Source organism: Paenibacillus sp. FSL K6-1566 (assembly GCF_038050475.1).
Classification (GTDB): Bacteria; Bacillota; Bacilli; order Paenibacillales; family Paenibacillaceae; genus Paenibacillus_AQ; species Paenibacillus_AQ lactis.
The window spans coordinates 4,186,186-4,205,954 of sequence record NZ_JBBOSR010000001.1; the positions used below are offsets into that span (position 1 = coordinate 4,186,186).

Annotated in this window: 21 protein-coding genes; 9 read left to right on the plus strand and 12 right to left on the minus strand. The window is 52.1% G+C overall.

Going from position 1 to position 19,769, the window contains the following annotated elements; all coding sequences use genetic code 11:
* The first annotated feature begins 62 nt into the window (after nt 1-62).
* Entirely contained in the window at nt 63-1,055 is a 993-nt protein-coding gene (gene gluQRS, locus NST08_RS18340; protein WP_341342639.1) for a tRNA glutamyl-Q(34) synthetase GluQRS, read from the plus strand.
* Between the two features lie 137 nt (nt 1,056-1,192).
* On the opposite strand, the gene NST08_RS18345 is transcribed toward gluQRS, so the two are convergent.
* The 10 genes from NST08_RS18345 to NST08_RS18390 all read right to left on the minus strand — a co-directional run bounded on the left by NST08_RS18345 (nt 1,193) and on the right by NST08_RS18390 (nt 12,967).
* On the minus strand, nt 1,193-1,570 hold the full coding sequence (locus NST08_RS18345; protein ID WP_341342129.1) for a DnaJ family domain-containing protein: 378 nt from the start codon (nt 1,568-1,570) through the stop codon (nt 1,193-1,195).
* A gap of 144 nt (nt 1,571-1,714) precedes the next feature.
* On the minus strand, nt 1,715-2,518 hold the full coding sequence (locus tag NST08_RS18350) for an SDR family oxidoreductase (protein ID WP_210095105.1): 804 nt from the start codon (nt 2,516-2,518) through the stop codon (nt 1,715-1,717).
* A gap of 377 nt (nt 2,519-2,895) precedes the next feature.
* Nucleotides 2,896-3,624, minus strand: coding sequence for a hypothetical protein (locus NST08_RS18355; protein ID WP_244152662.1), 729 nt, complete (start codon nt 3,622-3,624; stop codon nt 2,896-2,898).
* A 115-nt stretch (nt 3,625-3,739) separates the two neighbouring features.
* Nucleotides 3,740-4,492: a vWA domain-containing protein gene (locus tag NST08_RS18360; protein WP_007128625.1), complete on the minus strand. Its 753-nt coding sequence runs from the start codon at nt 4,490-4,492 to the stop codon at nt 3,740-3,742.
* Nucleotides 4,493-4,533: 41 nt separating this feature from the next.
* Nucleotides 4,534-6,627 (minus strand): hypothetical protein, encoded by a 2,094-nt coding sequence (locus NST08_RS18365; RefSeq protein WP_341342130.1) that lies wholly within the window; start codon nt 6,625-6,627, stop codon nt 4,534-4,536.
* Nucleotides 6,628-6,777: 150 nt separating this feature from the next.
* A complete protein-coding gene (locus tag NST08_RS18370) occupies nt 6,778-7,053 on the minus strand; it encodes a WXG100 family type VII secretion target (RefSeq protein WP_007128627.1) in 276 nt (91 codons plus the stop codon).
* Nucleotides 7,054-7,208: 155 nt separating this feature from the next.
* Entirely contained in the window at nt 7,209-7,715 is a 507-nt protein-coding gene (locus NST08_RS18375; protein WP_007128628.1) for a WXG100 family type VII secretion target, read from the minus strand.
* A gap of 27 nt (nt 7,716-7,742) precedes the next feature.
* Nucleotides 7,743-8,549: a hypothetical protein gene (locus NST08_RS18380; RefSeq protein ID WP_007128629.1), complete on the minus strand. Its 807-nt coding sequence runs from the start codon at nt 8,547-8,549 to the stop codon at nt 7,743-7,745.
* Between the two features lie 16 nt (nt 8,550-8,565).
* Complete coding sequence (gene essC / locus NST08_RS18385) at nt 8,566-12,552, minus strand: type VII secretion protein EssC (RefSeq protein ID WP_341342131.1); 3,987 nt, start codon at nt 12,550-12,552, stop codon at nt 8,566-8,568.
* Between the two features lie 103 nt (nt 12,553-12,655).
* Nucleotides 12,656-12,967, minus strand: a complete 312-nt coding sequence (locus NST08_RS18390; protein ID WP_007128631.1) for a hypothetical protein — start codon at nt 12,965-12,967, stop codon at nt 12,656-12,658.
* A gap of 366 nt (nt 12,968-13,333) precedes the next feature.
* On the opposite strand from NST08_RS18390, the gene NST08_RS18395 reads away from it, so the two are divergent.
* Entirely contained in the window at nt 13,334-13,573 is a 240-nt protein-coding gene (locus NST08_RS18395; protein ID WP_007128632.1) for a hypothetical protein, read from the plus strand.
* A 26-nt stretch (nt 13,574-13,599) separates the two neighbouring features.
* Here NST08_RS18395 and NST08_RS18400 read toward each other — a convergent pair whose 3' ends face one another.
* Nucleotides 13,600-13,734 (minus strand): hypothetical protein, encoded by a 135-nt coding sequence (locus NST08_RS18400; protein ID WP_007128633.1) that lies wholly within the window; start codon nt 13,732-13,734, stop codon nt 13,600-13,602.
* 285 nt (nt 13,735-14,019) lie between these two features.
* Here NST08_RS18400 and NST08_RS18405 point away from each other — a divergent pair, with 285 nt between their 5' ends.
* The 4 genes from NST08_RS18405 to NST08_RS18420 all read left to right on the plus strand — a co-directional run bounded on the left by NST08_RS18405 (nt 14,020) and on the right by NST08_RS18420 (nt 16,450).
* Nucleotides 14,020-14,340, plus strand: a complete 321-nt coding sequence (locus NST08_RS18405) for a PadR family transcriptional regulator (protein ID WP_007128634.1) — start codon at nt 14,020-14,022, stop codon at nt 14,338-14,340.
* Nucleotide 14,341: 1 nt separating this feature from the next.
* Entirely contained in the window at nt 14,342-14,902 is a 561-nt protein-coding gene (locus NST08_RS18410) for an HAAS signaling domain-containing protein (protein WP_341342132.1), read from the plus strand.
* Complete coding sequence (locus NST08_RS18415; RefSeq protein WP_341342133.1) at nt 14,899-15,747, plus strand: DUF4097 family beta strand repeat-containing protein; 849 nt, start codon at nt 14,899-14,901, stop codon at nt 15,745-15,747. The genes NST08_RS18410 and NST08_RS18415 overlap by 4 nt, the downstream gene beginning before the upstream one ends.
* Before the next feature lie 76 nt (nt 15,748-15,823).
* Nucleotides 15,824-16,450, plus strand: coding sequence for an FMN-dependent NADH-azoreductase (locus NST08_RS18420; protein WP_210095108.1), 627 nt, complete (start codon nt 15,824-15,826; stop codon nt 16,448-16,450).
* Nucleotides 16,451-16,624: 174 nt separating this feature from the next.
* On the opposite strand, the gene NST08_RS18425 is transcribed toward NST08_RS18420, so the two are convergent.
* Nucleotides 16,625-16,930 carry a DUF2087 domain-containing protein gene (locus NST08_RS18425; RefSeq protein ID WP_007128638.1) on the minus strand — a complete coding sequence of 102 codons (306 nt, stop codon included), beginning with the start codon at nt 16,928-16,930 and terminating at the stop codon, nt 16,625-16,627.
* 260 nt (nt 16,931-17,190) lie between these two features.
* Here NST08_RS18425 and NST08_RS18430 point away from each other — a divergent pair, with 260 nt between their 5' ends.
* The 3 genes from NST08_RS18430 (at nt 17,191) to NST08_RS18440 (ending at nt 19,757) form a co-directional block, all read left to right on the plus strand.
* On the plus strand, nt 17,191-18,174 hold the full coding sequence (locus NST08_RS18430; protein WP_007128639.1) for a YpdA family putative bacillithiol disulfide reductase: 984 nt from the start codon (nt 17,191-17,193) through the stop codon (nt 18,172-18,174).
* Between the two features lie 21 nt (nt 18,175-18,195).
* Entirely contained in the window at nt 18,196-18,639 is a 444-nt protein-coding gene (locus NST08_RS18435) for a DUF441 domain-containing protein (RefSeq protein WP_007128640.1), read from the plus strand.
* 212 nt (nt 18,640-18,851) lie between these two features.
* The gene (locus NST08_RS18440) at nt 18,852-19,757 is read left to right on the plus strand and encodes a decaprenyl-phosphate phosphoribosyltransferase (RefSeq protein WP_341342134.1); all 906 of its coding nucleotides are present in this window, start codon (nt 18,852-18,854) and stop codon (nt 19,755-19,757) included.
* Nucleotides 19,758-19,769: the final 12 nt, after the last annotated feature.

Sequence of the window (19,769 nt, forward strand, 5' to 3'; positions counted from 1 at the left end):
CATTATATTAAAACATCTCCCTCGGATATTTTAAAGAAGATGCAGTCAAGAAGGTGAAAATGATGCAGCAAGAAACTATATGCCGCGGACGCTTTGCCCCGACGCCGTCGGGAAAGATGCATATCGGCAACGCACTCACCGCGTTATTAGGATGGCTGCAGATGAGAAGTTTGAACGGACGCTATATTCTTCGGATCGAGGATATCGATGAACAGCGCTCGCGCGAAGAGCTCGTTGATGAACTGATGCGGGATTTGATGTGGCTCGGTCTCGACTGGGACGAAGGGCCCGATGTCGGGGGCAGCTTTGGGCCGTATATCCAGACCGAACGAAAGACGCTGTACGAAAGCGCGCTCGCGAAGCTGAAGGAGGCGGGGCTGCTCTATCCGTGCTACTGCAGCCGCGCTGACATTATGGCTGCTGCAAGCGCGCCGCATGGCTTGGCCTCCGAAGGCCGCCGCTATCCAGGCACCTGCAGGCATTTAACGAAGGAAGAAGCGCTGCGCAAAGAGCAGCACAAGAAGCCTTCCCTGCGTATGAAGGTTCCCGAGCAGGCGATTGTCTTCACCGACGATATCGTCGGCCCCCAAGTCTATCCGCTCGAGAAGAGCGGCGATTTTGTTGTCCGCAGAGCGGATGAGATGATCTCTTACCAGCTTGCCGTCGTTGTTGATGACGCATTGATGGGGATCACCCACGTGTTGCGGGGCGCTGATCTGCTTGATTCTACCCCCAGGCAGCTGCTTTTGTACGAAGCTCTCGGTTACACGCCTCCGCGCTTTGCCCACGTTCCCTTGATCGTAGATGCCGAGGGCAAGCGGCTGGCCAAACGGAACCGTGGACTGAGCCTGTCCTTTTTGCGGGGACAAGGGATCCAGCCTCAGCGAATCGTCGGATGGCTCGCCTGGGCTGCCGGGTTGATTCCCTCTCCAGAGCCGGTTTCACCATCCGAGCTGGTCCAAAGCTTTGATATGGCTCAAATTACGCCGGAGCCGATCAAACTGACCCATGATGCTCTGAAGATGCTGTTTGCTCCGATGCCCAACCTGCAATAAAGCAGGCACAACAAGAAGCGCCAGTCGTCATTCGAGGCCGAATGGCAGCTGGCGCATGCTTTATATAAACCGTCTATTGGCTTTTATTGGCTTTTATTGGCTTTTATTGGCTTTTTACATCCATCTCTTCGCTGTTTCTATTCATCTACCAGTCGTTCCCTGATACGGGACTCGTACTGCATGAACGCACCGCTCGATCCAAGCCCACGCTGCTCCAGCAGCATCTGCAGCCTCAGCTGCTTCTCGTTCAGCTTGCGTCTCAGCTGCTCCTGCTCTCCATCATGCTGTGCAGCATAGAGCAAATCATACAGGCGGATGCATTCCTTCCTCAAGCTGACTTCCTCCGGAACATACCCCGCATTCTTCATAATTCGGTAGGACATTCTAAGATCCTCCGGGATATGGGATAAATCATCAACCGGGAGCTTTTTGCCGGCCATCGGCAAATTGTCCAGCTCTCCGTTGCGAACCGCTTCCTCGATCTTCTGTTCCGCCAACCTGGAAAAGATCCCCATAATAGCCCCCTCTGTTTTCCATACTCCCTCAAAAACGCCTTAAAAGCATTTAACTCCCATGCTCGCAGCCACATGTTTCAGATATATATTCTATCATAATCCAGCAGGTTTAGGATTCCAAGCCGAAATCATGAATATTGGTTGTCAGAGGAGGGATTCCGCTCCATCGATAAAGATTTGGGCGCCGGTAATATGTCTGGATTGGTCGGAGGCAAGGAAGGCGACCAGATCCGCAACCTCCTCCGGTTGTCCGGGACCGTCCGCCAACGGCTGGCTTCCTTCCGGATACTCGACCGGAATCGTAATCTCGTCCAGGTTGTCCTTCTTCTTCGTGCTTTGGTCGATATTCGTGGCGATCGCTCCCGGACAGATCACATTGACCCTGATTTTGAACTTCGCCAGCTCTAGCGCAGCCATTTTGGCAAACGCCACCTGTCCTGCCTTGGTGGTGCTGTATGCGCTCATCCCGAAATTCGAGAACGTCCGCGTGCCGTTAACCGAACTAGTGATAATAATACTGCCTTGACCGCGTTTTTTCAGATGGGGAAGGGCGTATTTAACCGTCAAAAAAGTACCGTTCAGATTCACTTTCAACGTTTTCTCCCATTCCTCGAGCTTCATTTCGTCAATCGGAGCGAGCACGCCGTTAATCCCTGCATTTGCAAATACGATATCCACTCCTCCGAAAATTTCCACCGTCTCAAGCACAGCCTTCTCGACCCGGTCCGGATCGGTAATATCCACATCGAACGCTCTTGCGGATCCCTCGCGCAGGGCGTTGATTTCCGCCTCCGCCTTGTTCGTCCGCTCATCCAGCAGATCGAACAGGGCAACATTCGCCCCCATGAGCGCAAGCTTGACGGCTGCTGCCTTCCCGATCCCCGATCCTGCTCCCGTAATGATCGCTGTTCTCCCATGCATGCTTCCCTGAACTTCATTCATCTTCATCCACGCTCCTTTATCTCATAACCTCGTAGGTTCGTCTGTCACAAGATTACCCAAAAGAGCGTGTTTTATAATCCGCATTTCGATAATTTTGCCAATACCATGAAATTCACGGCTCCGACCAAAATGGAATGAACAGGGAGAACCATTTAGAGCGAAGAAGATTTGACACGGTTGTAAGTCGCTGGATCAAGTGCTGGCGATTTTTGTTACGCATGTGGCATGTGGTTAGCTAACGCACCGTTCTGTAAAGCCGAGAACCAAGCGCGGTGGGCTTTCCCGGCGAAAAAAGGAGCTGTTCCAAAGTCTGCTTAAATCGACGACTTCGGAAACACCTCCTGCTCTCCAGCTATCATGCTATTATGTTATCCTGCTGATCCCTACCACATAATCTCCAGAAACGAAGCGTCATCCTCCAGCCCGCCTGTATGCAATGCGTTCATAAGCACTTGGACCTGGTCATCCGGTATCGGCTCCTTCATCGGGTCCAGGTCGTTCAGACCATCACTGTACATTTGCAGTCGATAGCCCGAGTCATGCTCCAATCGGCATTGGTACACATGGGGCTTCCCGCCCACCGGTCCGCTTTTGGATGACCAGCGCTCGGCCGTACGAAACCGGTCGCCGAATATAGGCGAAATTTCATGCTGTCCTTGCCACAGCCGCAAGCGGGAATCCCCCTGCCATGCCAGCCATAGCCTGCCTTTTCGCCTGAACCGGCTCGGCAGCTCGATCCGTCCGCACACATACATCGCCTCGCTGCCCATTCGCTGCTTCTCCTCCAGCACCTCACGCAGCAGCTTGGGCGCCTTGGCATCGACGGACAGGCTGCGCATCTCCCGCTCCGCCTCCTGCGTCAGCTCAAACAGCTTGCGTTCCAAGGCTGGCTGCGACAGCTCATCCTGCGAATGAAGCCACCCCATCAGCCCCCGTCCGAGGAGCTGGGAAGCGACATCGCCACGGTAGCTTAAGCCGACTCCGTCGCACAGCACGAACCGGCAGACGTCCCGATCGATCGCGAAAGCCATGAAATCCTGGCCTCTCTCCGACATCATGACCGATTCCGCAGCTCTGCCGTAAGCGTACCGGCAAATGAACTGTTCTTCCACCCGGGTCAAGGGCTCCTCCCCGGTCTGTTTGCTCTCATAATAATAGGTGGTTGACCGCGCCCTTTTCCTTCGTCCGCTCCAAACTTCTGCGTTTGCAAATGACCGCTTCATAGCGTTACCTTACCGGTGTCGCTGCCGACATCTGGAATCCAATGGACACGAGCTCCGAGCAGGTGCCGGGAAGCATCATTAATGCACCCGGACTAAGCTGATAGTCCGCCTCCACCAGCATTTCCCGATAGCTCTCGGGGAGTGCCGAAGACATCATCTTCAGCTTGCGGGCGTGCTCGTCCTCAAGCGGCGTGTCCGGCAATATCCCCTTCCAGCGGCGCGGTTCCGTGATCGGCTGGCTCATCAGATGATCGGAAATAAAGATATTCTCCACAAGCACATTGCCGTCCGGAACACTCATGCTCATGATCCGGCGTGCGATCGGCTCCGGATCCTCGCCTGTTGAAACACCGTCGGTCATATGGCACACGAGCGGTGCTGGGCAATCCTGCATATTCGGAATTTCCATCTGCAATATTTTCTCTGCTTGTGAAAAAGCCTTTGCCGAATCGGAGAACCGCTTCGGCGTCAAATCCGGCAGGGAGCCGATGGCCGCAATTTCATCGATGCCTTTGATGCCGCCCAGCAAATCGTATACATCATCGCTGTATGCCAGGATCGCAATCCGGTAACGCGGCGTAAGCCGGTTCCCCTTCGTTGAACGGAATACCATCTGCCGGATGGCTAGAGACAAAGCTTCATAAACGACGTCGATCCGCCTCTTGTCCTCCATGAGCATATTCATCGATGCGCTGATATCGATCAGGTATATAATGAGCGCGGGCGTGCGCTGTGATGCTTGTATGGTATAGTTCATCGCGAAACCTTCACCCCTGCTAATTCTTCAGTTAATGTTTCCTACAGCTTAGGTATCCAGAAGCTGTCGTCCTCTAAGAACTTGTTCAAATTGTTGCGGCGGCTGATCATACTGCCAACCGTCCGGTTATAAGCAGCATCCTTGTTGTACAGGGTCATGAACTGACGGGCGAAGTTTTTGGCGCGGTCCTTATTACCCGCGACCTGCGCATTATACGCTTTGTTGTATAACGCCACCAGCTCCACAATATTTTGGGAGCGCTGCTTCTGCAGCTGTTCCGCCCGAGCAGCTTGCTCTCTTGCTTTTCGTTCCGCCTCAGCCTGGGCAGCCGCTTTGGCAGCGGCCTCCTCCTGCGCGGCTTTTCTCTTCTTCTCTTCCAGCTGAGCAAGATAGGCTTCGTATTTCGCCTGTTTATCGTACTTTTCCTGAAGCTCCTGCTTCTTTTTCTTCTCCTCCAGCGATGCGAGGTAGGCCTCATACTTTGCCTGCCTCTCGTATTTGGCCTGAAGCTCCGCTTTTTCTTTGGCTTTGCGGGCTTCTTCCGCCTTCTTCGCGGCTTCTTCCGCCCTCTTGGCTTCTTCTGCCTTCTTCGCTTCTTCCGCGGCCTTTTTCGCTTCTTCGGCCTTCCGAGCTTCCTCGGCTTTCTTCGCCGCTTCCTCTTCCTGCTGCTTGCGTGCAGCTTCCGCCTGTTCCTTGGCCTGCTGCTCGGCCAGACGCTGAGCCTCAAGCTGCTTGCTCTCCGCCTTCTCCGCCAGGATCTGGTTAACCGTCAAGGCCGACCCGGCCAGGATAACAATCGCCGCAGCCGCGGAGATCATGAACTTGCGGGAGGTCAGCAGCGCCTTTAGCCCTTTTTTACCAGGGTCCTCCGGAGGAAACAGCTCCTTCTCCAGACCTGCGATCGCTGCAGCAAGCTCCACCTCAAGCGGACTGTCCTTCTTAACAAAATGATAGGCCGAACGAAATATTTCGAGCGCCCCGGACAAATTGCCCGCAGCCTCCAAGTCCCGGGCCTGATGAAACAGGCGGGAAACCACATTGTCGTTAACTTCCCGGGTTCCAGGCTGGATGCCCAGCGATTCCATCAATTCAGCAGGCACTTCTGCAGGACTTCCGGAAGGCGATTCGGCTGGCTTTTCTTGCGTATTCGTATCTGCAACCTCAACGGCCGCAGCAGCCGGCGGGGCTTCCTGCACCTCCTCCTCGCTTACGGAGGACAAGGCGATCAGCCACTCGCCGAACGTCGGGCAGCTGCTCAGGTCCTGGCTGTCCCAAGCTCTGCCGAACAGGTCGGCGATCCGGGAGCCCCAGCGTTGACCGAGCGATTTTTTCAACAGGAAATATCGCTCGCACGGCGTCTGCATTTCATGCTGGTCGAAGTAACTTTCGCCCCAGGCACGGTTGACGATCGCCGGATCGCTCCATCCCAGCATCTCCGCGATAATGACAGCGCCTGCGAACCGGTCCGCATACGCGCTCCACAAACCGCTGTGCACCGTCCGGTGAGCGGCATAACCCGGGGACCCTGCAAGCAGGACGTCCGGGCGGTCCATCTTGGGGCTGTACATTTGCTCCACGTCCACAAGCTCTACGGCGGCTGCTCCTTCCGGCAGCTTCACTTCCGAAAAAAACGGAAGCATGACATTAGGCGCAGACAGATCACAATGCGCCAATCCGCGCTGCTCCATGCTTGAGCCGATAGCGGCCAGCGCCTTGGCAAGCATAAGACTTTCAGAACGCCCGATATTCCGCTGATCACTGATCACATCGAACCAGGTGCATCCATGGACCCAGGGCATAATGACCGCATACAGCAAATCAGGGTATTCTGCTATCAAATCTCCGTTTCTTTCGGGAGTGAGCACCTCACGGTTGCATACCCGCAAACCCGGCATTTCTTGATAGCTGCCCAGATGCTCGGATTGATATACCATCGCGGGAATTCTGAATTTAGGAAAAAAGACTTTGAGCGCTTTGGCTTGATAAATCTCACCGTCAACAGGAATCAGCTGGTATACAATTCCCTGCCTTCCTGCTTGGGCATAGGCTACGCCGGGAGCGGCAGGATGCTGTCCTACCGTATAGGCCTTACCATTGATTACGATTCCGTCGCCAGGGTTAGGCTGAAAAGTCACGAACAATCACCCTCTCTTAAACACCATCACCCGCCTTCTGAAGGCGGGTTTCACTATATAAAGATCCTGGATTGCAAGAAAACCGGGCTGTCTGGCACCCGGTTTATCTGCCCTATGAATCTATTATAAAACAAAAGATCCTTGTATGGATTAACGAGATTCGTCAGCCATACGGAATTTCTGAGCGATCGCTCTCAGCTCGTTGCTGATGCTGTCAAGAGTCTGAACAAAGGATTGCATCAGACGGCTTGCTTCCTGGAATTCTTGGAAGAAGCGCTGCTTTGTCATACCGTCCCATTGTCCTTCCATTCCGTTGATGGATTGGGTCAGACTGTTAACGATCTGCTGACTTTGCTCACCGCTCTGCTTAAATTGATTTGCTACTTGTTCTACCTGTTCTGGCGTAATTAAAATACGACCTGCCATGTATGTAACCTCCTTGAAATTCAATTTCTGGTGACACTTGACATCTTAGCCTACAGGCCTAGGTTTATCAAAATGTCCTCAGACCTAATTTCCAGTTACCCTATACGTCCCAAGTTGAAACCTAATCTTTATCCGTTCGTCCTAAGTTTTGGAAATCAATTGGCTATGCTGAGGGAAGAAGGATCGGTAAAAGTCCAGCTTTGACCTGCCAGTGCGGCCTGCTTCACCGAATTCCCCTTCTCTTCGCTCGTCATCCCGACAGCGGCTGCCACCGAGCTCGGATTCGAAATGACCGAGACCGAGCTATGCTCGGGCAGTATGGAGACACGGTCTTCCATACCGGAAGCAGAGAACAGCGCCGTAGGGGATACCGTGATGATCGCATGCTCCAAAATGCTGTGGTACTGGTGATCCGTTTCTTGAAATTGATCCGCTTTGTTTTGAAGATGCTTGCCCAGCTGAACTAGAAGGGCTCCCAGATGCTCCCCCAGCTTCTGGGCAGACTGCCACTCATCGATAACCGCCGCTTTGAGAGAAGTTTCCCATATCAGCGAATTCATCGCCTGACCCAATCTTCTCGTCATCGCAAAGTATTCTTCGCCACTGAGTTGCAGCTGACGGCTTAACGTCCGGAGTGATTCCGGCTCGACAGAAATACGCATTGGTCCTCACCTTTCATACGGGCTCTGTTACTGTTTCAGCCACATGAGAAGCATATGACGAAACTGCTCTTTGGTTGCTGGCGCTGCGGTAAGCCAGTCCTGGTCTCCCTCCAGGCTCATTCGCAGAAGCCAATTCATGGACTCATTCACAATAAACGCTGCATTTTGACTCTCCCAGCTGGTTCCGTTCCAAATCGACAGCTGGAGCTCCCCCGAGGAAATTTTGTTCTTCATGCATTTGGCCAGTGCGATCGATCCTTCCGCATCATCGGTTAACCGGGCCAGCCGATCACCGATTTCTTCCCCGCTGTGCAGGGGTGCCGAGGTATAGATGTCGCCGAACTCCTTCCGGCTTAACAGGAGTGCGGGGATATCTCCCCAGTTGTGATCGCTGAGCGCAAGATCCTCGACCAACTGATCACAAGCCTGTTCAATCGTCCCGAGCTCGCTAAGCATATAACACCGGTTGTCTTCGCTGCTTCTGCACACTTGTATTACTCGTTCGTCGGTAACATGCAGATATCCTTCAAATGACTTAACCTGAGTTTCGTATTTCAACCAGCATGCACGCTCCGCAAGTCCCGCAATAGCAACTCTCGAAAACACTTCAGGAGGAATTGACAATTCCCCGCCCTCTTCTTGTATCAAGTATTGCTTGCTTAACAAAGATTGTTTGGCATTTTCCCATTCCTCTGCAATTTCTTCGGTTAAGTACCCGACAAAGGGATCCTCAACGCCAAGCAATCTGTCCGATCCGATAATTCCAGCCAAGAAGAAAAATTCCTTATCGTTCAGAGTGATTGTTTCTTGTTTGGAAGCATGAATTGTCAACATTATGAGCCACCTCCCCTCAAACTACAACATGCCATCGGTCGCGAATTTCTGAGACCCATCTCTGGGCATTCCACTCTTCATGAAACGGAATTGCGCCTTTTATTCTGGAAAATTTGCGTTTTACATAGTACCCTTGTCCCGGAGGAAGAATCTTTAGTCCTCCAGGACTATTCGCAGATTCGGAAAAAGGAATTCTAAAGAAGGATAAATCGTTCGAATCCAGGGTTCCGAATAAAAACCCATTTTGCGCCGCTTTTATATCGGTAAACCAGTCGACGCCGTATGTCGGAAAGTCAGCAGGCACGCCGGCCACGATAACATGGACATTCCGGTCCCGCCCTTGCCTTACAATGGCTGACAACTGATCCTTCAAAGTAAAATCGTTAAGCTGCTTGCTCAGCACGTCGGCATCGTCAATAAGAAGCACGATGGCTGGATCTTCGCTGTCCTTGGACCTGCCCTGAATCCGCTCATGCAGGCCGGAGATCACGGAAGCAAGCTCCTCTTCATTCTCGGCATGACCGCGGACATGCGGCAGATGATTCAACCGGCTCAGGCCGCTGCTCCCGTACCGTGTATCCACGGTATATATTTCGAGAGCCTCCGGCGGCGTATAGTAGGCAAGCGCCAGCATCCAGCTGAGCAGGAATGAAGTTTTGCCGCCCTCCATCGGACTTGCGACGATGAAATGAGGTCCGTCCGATAGGTTGATCGTAAATGGCGACAAGTCGTCCGTTGCAACGCCGACCGGAACCTCATATGGATCCATCCCGCCGCGTTCGAACGGCTCGTCCACCTTCAGCAGCTGATGGAGCGGGATCTGTTCCGGCAGGGATTCAATCGGAGGTGCTTCCTCGCCTTGCCAGGACTTCGCGATGTCACGGATGAGCTGGCGAAGCGCCGAAGAGCGGTCTCCCTCCTCCTGTCCCGGAGCCGGCAGAGCCGTCTGGAATTCCAGCGGCGGAACCTGGCCTTTCACAAGCCCCCTGCCTGGCGGAAGCTGGCTTGGCGCTTTCGCCGGCCGGCCTACGGCATAGTAATAATCAGCCGGATCGGCCAGTTCGTAAGAAACCGCATGGGCAATATTGCTCCGCACCTTTTCGAACATATCCGACACCCGGTTTGCCGTCATAACAAACGTAATGCCAAGACTGCCGCCTTCACGCAGCAAATACTCGAGCATATCGTTCTCTTCCGTGTACGTATTGCGGAAATTCAAATACCCGTCGATGACAACGATCAGCTGAGGCACGGGCTCGGACGACGCTCTGCGGTATGCAGCGACCGTCTTCACCCCGGCTTCCGCGATCATATCCTTGCGCTGACCCGCGATTTTGGCAAGATAACGGAACAGGCGTTTAATCCGGTCCTCTTCCTCCGCCGTCATAACCGCACCGACATGAGGCAGCACGGTGAAGTCCCGCATCATACGGCCCATGTCGACAACGTAGCCATGCCAATCGTCAGGCGTATAGCGCCGAGCCAGCGACATCAGCATCGTCTGAATAAAGGTGGTCTTCCCAAGTCCAGGCATGCCGTATACGGCCCAATGCCCCTGCTCCAAATTGAGGACCAGCGGACGCTGGCATTGATTAGGTAAATCGTCCACCGTTCCTACATAAGACTCAAGCGGTCTGCGGCCAATCGCTGCGCCCAGCATCGGCTCCTCCACGTCAGCCATGACCGTGTCGAGGTCCAGAGTCTCAGGCAGCGGGGGCAGCCATGGGCCCTGCAGCCGTTCAATTCCTTGCCGCTCGGCCACTTGGGCCAAATGGTCGATAAATACTTGGAGCTGCTTCGGCTGCTCCTGTTGAGCTCCCGCGCTGTGTTCGGAAGCAAGCAGCGGTTCGGTTTTTCCGTTCAGGCGCACCTCGCGGATCACGATCGCGCCATCGGAGTCCATCTCCTCTACATAAGGAGCACCGCTCCAAGCGAATTGCATCTCCTCGAATACCTCGTCGCTTCCGACCTGAAAATACCCCCGACCCGGCTTGTTGATCCAGGCTGCGTTCGGTATTTTCAGCATATCCCGGCTGTCCCCCTCGCTTTGAACACGGAGACAGATACGGAAACGGGAGTTGCTCCAGATTTTGTCATCCACGACACCTGCCGGCTTCTGGGTCGCAAGAATCAGATGGACGCCGAGCGTCCGCCCGATCGCAGCGATACTGATAAGCTCGTCCATGAATTCAGGCTGATCCTTCTTTAATTGCGCGAATTCGTCAATAATGATGACCAGATGCGGCAGCGGTTCGCCCGGACGGTTGCGGAGATGCTTATAATATTCGTCGATATGCTGGAGATTGCCCGCATCATTTAATATTTTCTGACGCCGCACCAGCTCGGCCTTAAGAGATACCTTTGCGCGCTCGATCAGATTGTTGTCCAGATTCGTAATGGTACCCACGACATGCGGCAGGTTCACGAACGTATTGGACATGCCCCCGCCCTTGTAGTCGATCAGCATGAACGCAAGATCATGCGGGTGGAATTCAGCGGCCAGCGAAGCCACGATCGATTGAATGACCTCACTCTTCCCCGACCCTGTCGTTCCGGCAATCAATCCGTGGGGCCCATGTCCCTGACGCTCTATTTTATCATGAAGATTCAAATTAATCTTCTTGCCTCCGGCGCGGACGCCCATTGGAACCGGCAGCGTGTCCGGGTAGCGGTTTTGCTGCCAGCGACGGTAAACATCGAAATCCCCGATGCACTGAATGTCCATCATTTCAAACAGAGGGAGGATGCTCGGAATATCCGATGCAGAGGAGCGCTTCAGCCGGATAGGCGCCATATAACGCGCCAAGGCCTCCATCTGTTCACGGCTGATATGATGGGGCTGGAAGGCTTGACGGGACACCGTGCCGTCCGGTTTCTTCACCGTATATTCCGCTTGGTCGCGTCCCACCTCCACGATCAGCTGGCAGTGCATCGGCAGGCTTTCCTTGCGGTCGGACAGGACAATCGTTACCGCATCGATGGCTTCGCCATCCTCCATAAGCAATGGCAAAAGCGGCTCTTCCTCGATAAGGTGAGTGCCGGACAAAATGACGACATAGGCCGGTGTCACGATCGACTTGTTACCGTATTCAGACCGATTGTTCTTGCGGCGATGCAGCTGCGTGAAGATTTCGTCGGCCAGCTGGTGGGCGCTGCTCCGGCGGTCCGCCAAATAGCGGCTTGACCGGTCATCGTCCCATGTATGCGGAAGCCACCGCAGCCATTGCCACTCGGTGGACTCCTTTTCTTCATAAAAGGCTGCAATTTTTACTTCATCAGGTGAGTGCCTTACAGCTGACTGTGCCATAAGAACCCTCAGCGTGTTCAAGACCTGGTCTCTTCCTCCTACGATTCCGATCACCTTCGACTCGAATAACGGAAGCGCGATCGAAGCATCCTCGACGGTTTGAAACTCGGAGGCCAAGCCTTCTGCAGCTTCAATCAGCGGGTCTTTGTCATACCCGTCGGCACGGGGCGTCTTGACCCGGATGCGGAACGGCACTTGCCCTTTGCCGGCGCACACTTCAAGAAAATCCGAATCCTCCGGGGAACGCTCCCACAGATTGCTGCTGCGGTTCTTCACAACGTGAAAGCACACGTCGGGATCGCCGTGAATATCGAACAGCGTCTCAACCTGTTCTTTCTGCCGCTCCTTAAGCTCCTCGCGATGGAGCTCGAGCTGGGCCCGATACTTCTGATTGCGCTCCTCAAGCTTCTTCTGATACGACTTCTTGTTGCTCAGGTACATAAAGAACGGAAGGGTATATGAGGTCAGCATCATCATAATGGACAGCACGATATAAGGACTCCCAGCCCCCATTTTCCCACTCATGCTGATATATACATAGAATCCGATCGTCGCAGCCGTCATTATGATCGGAATTATGATCGAGATCAAGGAGAAGGAAGGCTTGCTGGGCTCGGACGGCGGCCTCAAAATCTCCATGTCTTCATCGGGTAAAGCCGGTTTAATACGCGGCGAACGTTGATATAACACGTTCATATGTCACTTTCCTCCTAATCGAGAGCATCTGGTAGGTTCATTAATTATGTATGTTGTTGATCTAGCATGTTTCAACCAAAACCAAGGGGTTATTTACCCAAATTCAGCCTTCTTGAAACAACGATCTTCTGCCATAGACGGGCGCCTCCTCCGTGGTGGTGGAATATGCCCGCTGCAGGCGGATGTAAGAACCTTCTCTCAACCCTGCCTCGACAAGGCTTGAACGGCCTTCAACCTTGAACCACAAGCCTTCAGGAAACTTCGCTTCCAATATATATTGAATTCCGTCCCCCGACGGTCCATGAAACAAACGCAAGCCCAGCAGCTCGACCAGCCGTTCGATGGAGCATTCGTCTGGAACATCGATATCAAACCATTCTTCTTCGTTACGCCCGCTGATTACGGTAAGAATCATCCGGTCAACCCTGCCTTTCGAATTCAACATCATTCCTTGAATATTCCATGCGTAAAGCCGAAACACCTATATCATAAGATATAAAAAATAGTTACATTATTGTAACTATATCATTCTGGGGTTCGCTCTGTCAATTTGTGACATAATCCCCATTTCCTATTTTTGGGTGGTTATGCATGCTCCCTATGAACTAATTGTGTATCAATTATAATGGATTTCCGCCTCCAATGGGGCCAGATCGGACTGTTCACAAAACTGTCAATCTCATAAAATTGATGCTGATTAATTCTATGAATTTAAGGTTATTTTAAGATTGGCAAATTATAATGCAAATATCATGAAATAAGTTTTCGTGAGGTGATTGATATGAGAACACTGATTATGTTCCAAAACAGACCGGTTCCCGTCTATTTTACGACAGATAGCAAGCAGCCGGTACAGAAGGTGCTTAAACTGCTGACTAGCGCCCTTGACAATAAAATCCGCAATGGAAAAAAAGCGCTGAAAAAATGCCTCAACTCCCTCATCAGCATTGAGATCGAAGGATCCGAGGCAATTCTTCACAGCAAAAGTGAAAACGACTCTCTTGCGCTATCCCTCTTTTAAGAGGGGTAGCCCCTTTTTTTCTTCTATTATAACCTCAAATGGCGCTCCTCCGCCATCTGTGCTCTCTGAATTCGAATTTGAAACAGTTTGACAAGGTTCATTCTCGTTGTCTTCTCTTTGCAGCTCGCCAGCTTCATGAGGATAAAACGATCGATTGACATACAACCCATCCCTCCATGATTGATTTGGAACAACGAACGTTTGCAATTATGCCCTGTTAACTTCTATTAACCCCGCATTTTCAAGCTCAAACGGCTTTTTCCGCTTCAAACAAAGCTTCCCAGGGTTCGACCGTTTTTGACTTTGATCATATTCAGCGTATTTTTTGATCAGTATCTTGCATTATTCAGTACCTAATGATATCTTGTTGTTGTCAGCTACTGAACAATAATCACTACCGATGGGCATCACAGACATTCATTCAATAGAAAGGAGGCTCTATTCGCATGGATGTGAGCGTCCAATTCAAAAAAGGAGTTCTCGAGCTCTGCGTCCTTGTGCTCATCAACCGCAAGGATCAATACGGCTATGAGCTGGCGCAGGCCGTTTCGCGGCACATCGAGGTGGCCGAAGGCGCCCTCTACCCGCTGCTTCGCCGCCTTGTGAATGAAGGCTATTGCACGACCTATCTTCAGGAATCCAGCGAGGGGCCGCCCCGTAAATATTACAGGCTTACCGACAGCGGAGTGAATTATATGGAGGCTATGGTGAAGGAATGGAAGGCTTTTGTGAGTAATGTGACCAATCTGATCGAGGAAGGAAATTAGTATGACAAGACAACAGTTCATTTCGATTTTGGAATCTCGGCTAGCCGCACTCCCTCCCGATGAACGGCGGGAGCTGATTCAAGACGTGGAATCCCACTTTATATTCGGCTTGCAGAACGGCCGCACCGAAGAGGAGATTGCCCGCGAGCTTGGCGATCCGTTTGAAATTGCGCGTGATGCGCTTAGCGGCGGATATATTGAAGATATCGGGCTGCCTTCGGCAGCAAGGAAGAAACCAACGTCCATTGGAAAAATAGCCGCTTGCATCGCCCTCGTTTTCTGCGGCATGATAACATATCCACTCATTGCCGCCCTGTGGTCTTTTGGGATAGCCGTTGCAACCTTGGTGCTGGCATGCTTGGTCAGCCCGGCGCTTGTGCTTGTGGAATATATCATCAACGGCAGCTTTTATCCGGCTAAATTGTTTCTGTCGGTATCCCTGGTCGGTGTCGGCATCCTGCTTGTGTATGGCGCTCGTTCAATCTTTCGGTGGCTCTCCTGTCTTACCCGGGGCTACTCAAGCTGGAATGTCCGGGTTATGAAAGGAAGTGACATGCGATGATCAAGAAATTACTATTTGCCTTCGCGGCGGTACTGATCCTCATTGGCATCGCCGGGATGGCCGTAAACAAATTCAAATTCGGCGAGGATCTGGTTGCCTACGAGAAACGATGGGAGCTTGAAGACACTGAAGCACTCAAGCAGTTCAGGCTTTCCAGCGGGTTCGCGACGGAGATCGCATTTGAAACAAGCAGCGATAACACCAGTTCCATTTCATTTGAAGGAACGATTAAGCAAGAGCATGCGGATATCCTTAATGCTTTCGATCCGGCAGGCTCCGAAATCGATCTCGATTTGACTACGCCACAGGCCATCGAGTTTCTGGGCGTCAACTTCCGGTTCCCCAAAGGGAAGCTGACGGTCTCTCTCCCCGCTGACAAGGCGCTTGAAGAACTGATGGTATCCTCATTATCGAACACCATCCGCTTGAATGGCGCCTCATCCAAGCGAATCGACATCTCACTGACTTCAGGCGATATCGTTCTGAATCAGGTGAACGCCGAGCAGCTTATGATCGAGAACATATCCGGAGACATCAAGGGCACTGGAATACAGGCAGAAACCTCCATCACGAATCGAACGGGCAACATCCGGTTGAAAGATCTGGAAGGTCCCGCCGACGTCAGCCTGACTTCAGGCGATATCCATTTGGGACTGATTGGAAGCTCTCCCGTCAGCATTATATGCAGATCAGGCGATGTAATCGTTCGGCCGGATGCATCATTCAGGGGCGTCTATGAACTGACGACTCGCTCCGGGTCTGTGGATGCCCCGGATTCTCCAGGGGAAACGAACGATACGATTCATGTGGAAACTCATTCCGGAGACATTCGCATTCTCCAGTAGGCGTCATTGACAAACGATATAAAGGTAATATACTATACTTTATAAAGTCAAACTACAACAAGGAGAGTTTTCATACATGTCAAACGTACTATTCATCAAAGCCAACAACAGAGCTATCGATCAATCGGTAAGCGTGAAGATGTACCACGAGTTTTTGGACGCCTACAAGGCGAATCATCCGGAGGACCAAATTACGGAGCTTGACCTTTTCGCCGAGAATCTTCCATACTATGACAGCACCGCCATCAACGGGATGTTCAAGGCTTCCCGCGGAATCGAGGCAACGCCGGAAGAACAAGCTGCTGCTGCCAATGTTACGAAATATATCGATCAATTTCTCGCCGCTGACAAAATCGTGTTTGCCTTCCCGCTGTGGAATATGACCGTGCCTGCCGTGCTGCATACTTATATCGACTACTTGAACCAGGCTGGCAAAACATTTAAATATACGCCGGAAGGTGTCGTAGGACTTGTGACAGGCAAGAAAGTAGTCCTGCTTAACGCACGCGGCGGCAACTATTCCGAAGGGCCGATGGCCGCTGCCGAAATGGCTGTGAACTTCGTGATCCGCAACCTTCGCCAATGGGGCGTGCAGGATATCGAAACCCTCATCATCGAGGGCCATAACCAATTCCCTCAAGAAGCGGAAGCTATCGTTCAATCCGGCTTGGAGCTCGTGAAAAAAGCGGCTGCCGGCTTCTAAACGAACTTATACCTTTATAACATTCCCTTACTATATAACGGAAACCACCTTCATTAGGCGCGTCTTGCCATGAAGGTGGTTTTTTTCGCAGCATCCCGCCATGCCCAGCCGCTTCACATGAACGGGAAATGCTGTGCATGACCCAGATGCTGTTTGTTATGCTGTTTGGCCACCCTACACCTCTTCCCACTTGGTCCAGCGCTCCCGAGGATTTCGCACATACATTTCCCTGTCCCTGCTCATGTACTCATGAATGATGAATTCGCGGCGGATCGTGGCAAAATCCTCATGATACGTTTGAATATAAGCATTGATTTCCTTCTCGGGATAGACTCTCCCTTCTTCCAGCTGCTCGACAAGATGCTCCAAAATAACCAGCTTCTTCTTGTATTGCGCCGGGATGTGCCGGAGCCTACCTTCGCGGGTCATGAAGTTGTTGATGACGGAAGCCTTATATGCTTCGTTCGTTGATGATTTCATTTCCTTTCCCTCCTCATTCATTGAAAATGAATTTAACAAATACTAAATTTAATATTCATCTAATTTAATATTAATCTAATTCGTTTTGTTTTTCAACCCTCCATCCGCCCTCGCCACACCTTTCCAACCGGGCTTGTCCATCCGTCTAAAGCCTTTCTGCCGGGTTCGTTCCCGGCGTCAAATCTGGATTTATCCCTGCATTTGCTGTAGGATTATAATGCTGATGAAAAGCGCAAGGTATATACATAAGGAGGATCACCATGCTAGATGTTCTTGTAATCGGTGCAGGTCCCTGCGGTCTGGCAGCAGCTATCGAATGCGGCCGCCAGGGACTGGACTGCGAAATTATTGATAAGCATAATGTCGTTCATTCCATCTATCTCTACCCGACGCATATGCAATTTTTCAGTACGGCTGAAATGCTTGAAATCGGAGATATTCCGTTTGCCATATCGAATGACAAACCATACCGGCACGAGGCGCTCGCCTATTACCGCCGCGTCGCCAAACATTTTGGTCTGAAAATATCTCCATACGAAGAGGCCCTTACAATTACGAAGCAGCAAGACGGCAGTTTCACTGTCCGCACCCGCCGGCGAAACGGCGAAGAGAACGTGCGGCTGGCCCGTCACGTCGTCATTGCAACCGGATATTTCGATCATCCGAATTATATTGGCATCCCCGGAGAAGACTTGGAGAAAGTCACCCATTATTTCCGCGAGGCCCATCCTTATGCCGGTATGAAGACCGTCATCATCGGCGGCAGCAACTCGGCCGTGGATGCGGCTATGGAGTTGATCCGCGTCGGTGCGGAGGTCACGATGGTTTACCGGGGCGATGCCGTATCCGAAAACATCAAGCCTTGGGTTCGTCCGCTGTTCGACAGCATGGTGCAGAAAGGGCATATCCAGCTCTATCTGCAGTCCCGTGTCGTTGAAATCACGGAGAATTCGGTCCGAATCGAATCCACCAAAGGCGAAGAGCTGCAGCTCGATAACGACTTTGTCCTCGCCTTGACGGGGTTCCGACCGGACCGCAAGCTCCTCTCCTCCTCCGGCGTTCAACTGGACCAGGACATGGAGAAGCCGCTGTATAACCCGGAGACGATGGAAACGAACGTGCCCGGATTGTATGTCGCAGGGGTAATCGCTTCCGGACGCAACGCGAACGAGGTCTTTATCGAGACCGGCCGTTATCATGGGCGGTTAATCGCACAGCACTTGAATGCTACAGCACAAAGCTAAGCTAATAAGGAGTGATTCCGTATGGATGTAACCTCCCTCATCCTGCTTGCCATGGCTGCGCTCGGGATTATCAGCAGCAACTCGGCCGTAACCATCGCGATGCTCGCCCTTTTGCTGATCCGGGTGACCGGCTTTCACCAAGCCTTCCCATGGCTTGAGAAATACGGCCTCACCATCGGGATCATCATATTGACCGTTGGCGTCATGTCCCCGCTGGCTAGCGGGAAGATGAGTCTTGCGTCGATCGGCCAATCGTTCCTGAACTGGAAGTCGCTTCTCGCCATCGCCGTAGGCATGCTTGTCGCTTACCTTGGGGGCAGGGGAGCTACCCTGATGGGGAGCAACCCGACCGTCGTCGCAGGTTTGCTGATCGGGACCGTGCTCGGTGTCGCGTTATTCCGCGGGGTCCCGGTCGGTCCGCTAATTGCAGCCGGACTATTGTCCCTGTTGATCGGCAAGTCCTGAATGGCATTACCGTTTGATTACAGATCCTTTCATGAAACAAGTTCTGCCTCCTGAACGTCTTACTATACGTAGGGAGGCTTTTTCGATTTTGTATTTATGCAAACCTATCATTTCCATTCAAAGTCAAATTTATGGTATGATAGCTATCGTATTTTATGAAGTCTCTTCTTCTTTGAGCTTATGTACAACGTTAGATCCAGGAGGTAATCCCATTGTCGTCAACTAATACGGAATCGTCCGCTGCTCCTATGAGAAGGCTTCCCCTGCTGCTCTTCAGGCAGCTCCGACCGAAGCAATGGACTAAGAATTTACTCATTTTTGCAGCTCCTTTATTCTCCTTTGAAACGGTACATGCCCGCACGCTGCTCGATACCGTGATCGGCTTTTTTCTGCTATCCTTTGTATCCGGCTGCGTTTATATTGTCAACGACTATGCGGACCGCGAGGCGGATCGGAACCACCCGGTCAAGAAATTCCGCCCTATGGCTTCCGGCGAACTTCCGCCAAATTTGGCGCTTGTTTTTGGCGCCCTGCTGCTCATCGCTTCCCTAGCGGTTTCTTACCTTTTGAACCCGTTGTTCACAGGTCTGCTGCTGCTCTATTTTGCGATGAATGTCGCCTACTCTTTCCGGCTGAAACACGTCGTTATCATTGATATTATGATCATTGCGGCCGGGTTCGTGCTTCGGGCGATTGCGGGCGGCCTTGTCATCCACGTGCCGTTTACGCCGTGGTTTCTCTTGTGCACGATGCTTCTCTCCCTGTTCCTTGCAATCGGGAAACGGCGCCACGAGCTTTATTTGCTGCAAAGCGACGTAGGCTCCCATCGTAAAGTGCTGGATCATTATTCGTTTGACCTGCTGGACCAGATGAGCAGTATCGTGACAACGGCGACGATCATCAGCTACTCGCTGTTCACCTTTACTTCGGGCCGAACCGTCCACCTCATGTGGACGATTCCGTTCGTCATATACGGCATTTTCCGTTATCTGTACCTGATCCACATCGAGAAGAAAGGCGGCGCCCCGGACAAGGTTCTCTTGGAGGATCGCCACATCTTGATCACCGTGATCTTATACGTGGTCAGCGTCGTCGTAATTTTAGTGAACTTTGAATAGCATCTAAACGTC

What these genes read in the sequence shown, in the direction of transcription:
- NST08_RS18400 (WP_007128633.1), bottom strand. Translation starts at nt 13,734, where the DNA reads ATGTCAATCGATCGTTTTATCCTCATGAAGCTGGCGAGCTGCAAAGAG.
- NST08_RS18370 (WP_007128627.1), bottom strand. Translation starts at nt 7,053, where the DNA reads ATGGCAGGTCGTATTTTAATTACGCCAGAACAGGTAGAACAAGTAGCA.
- NST08_RS18430 (WP_007128639.1), top strand. Translation starts at nt 17,191, where the DNA reads ATGCTAGATGTTCTTGTAATCGGTGCAGGTCCCTGCGGTCTGGCAGCA.
- NST08_RS18410 (WP_341342132.1), top strand. Translation starts at nt 14,342, where the DNA reads ATGACAAGACAACAGTTCATTTCGATTTTGGAATCTCGGCTAGCCGCA.
- NST08_RS18435 (WP_007128640.1), top strand. Translation starts at nt 18,196, where the DNA reads ATGGATGTAACCTCCCTCATCCTGCTTGCCATGGCTGCGCTCGGGATT.
- NST08_RS18420 (WP_210095108.1), top strand. Translation starts at nt 15,824, where the DNA reads ATGTCAAACGTACTATTCATCAAAGCCAACAACAGAGCTATCGATCAA.
- NST08_RS18415 (WP_341342133.1), top strand. Translation starts at nt 14,899, where the DNA reads ATGATCAAGAAATTACTATTTGCCTTCGCGGCGGTACTGATCCTCATT.
- NST08_RS18350 (WP_210095105.1), bottom strand. Translation starts at nt 2,518, where the DNA reads ATGAAGATGAATGAAGTTCAGGGAAGCATGCATGGGAGAACAGCGATC.
- NST08_RS18380 (WP_007128629.1), bottom strand. Translation starts at nt 8,549, where the DNA reads ATGTTGACAATTCATGCTTCCAAACAAGAAACAATCACTCTGAACGAT.
- NST08_RS18390 (WP_007128631.1), bottom strand. Translation starts at nt 12,967, where the DNA reads ATGATTCTTACCGTAATCAGCGGGCGTAACGAAGAAGAATGGTTTGAT.
- NST08_RS18375 (WP_007128628.1), bottom strand. Translation starts at nt 7,715, where the DNA reads ATGCGTATTTCTGTCGAGCCGGAATCACTCCGGACGTTAAGCCGTCAG.
- NST08_RS18425 (WP_007128638.1), bottom strand. Translation starts at nt 16,930, where the DNA reads ATGAAATCATCAACGAACGAAGCATATAAGGCTTCCGTCATCAACAAC.
- NST08_RS18345 (WP_341342129.1), bottom strand. Translation starts at nt 1,570, where the DNA reads ATGGGGATCTTTTCCAGGTTGGCGGAACAGAAGATCGAGGAAGCGGTT.
- essC (WP_341342131.1), bottom strand. Translation starts at nt 12,552, where the DNA reads ATGAACGTGTTATATCAACGTTCGCCGCGTATTAAACCGGCTTTACCC.
- NST08_RS18395 (WP_007128632.1), top strand. Translation starts at nt 13,334, where the DNA reads ATGAGAACACTGATTATGTTCCAAAACAGACCGGTTCCCGTCTATTTT.
- NST08_RS18405 (WP_007128634.1), top strand. Translation starts at nt 14,020, where the DNA reads ATGGATGTGAGCGTCCAATTCAAAAAAGGAGTTCTCGAGCTCTGCGTC.
- gluQRS (WP_341342639.1), top strand. Translation starts at nt 63, where the DNA reads ATGCAGCAAGAAACTATATGCCGCGGACGCTTTGCCCCGACGCCGTCG.
- NST08_RS18360 (WP_007128625.1), bottom strand. Translation starts at nt 4,492, where the DNA reads ATGAACTATACCATACAAGCATCACAGCGCACGCCCGCGCTCATTATA.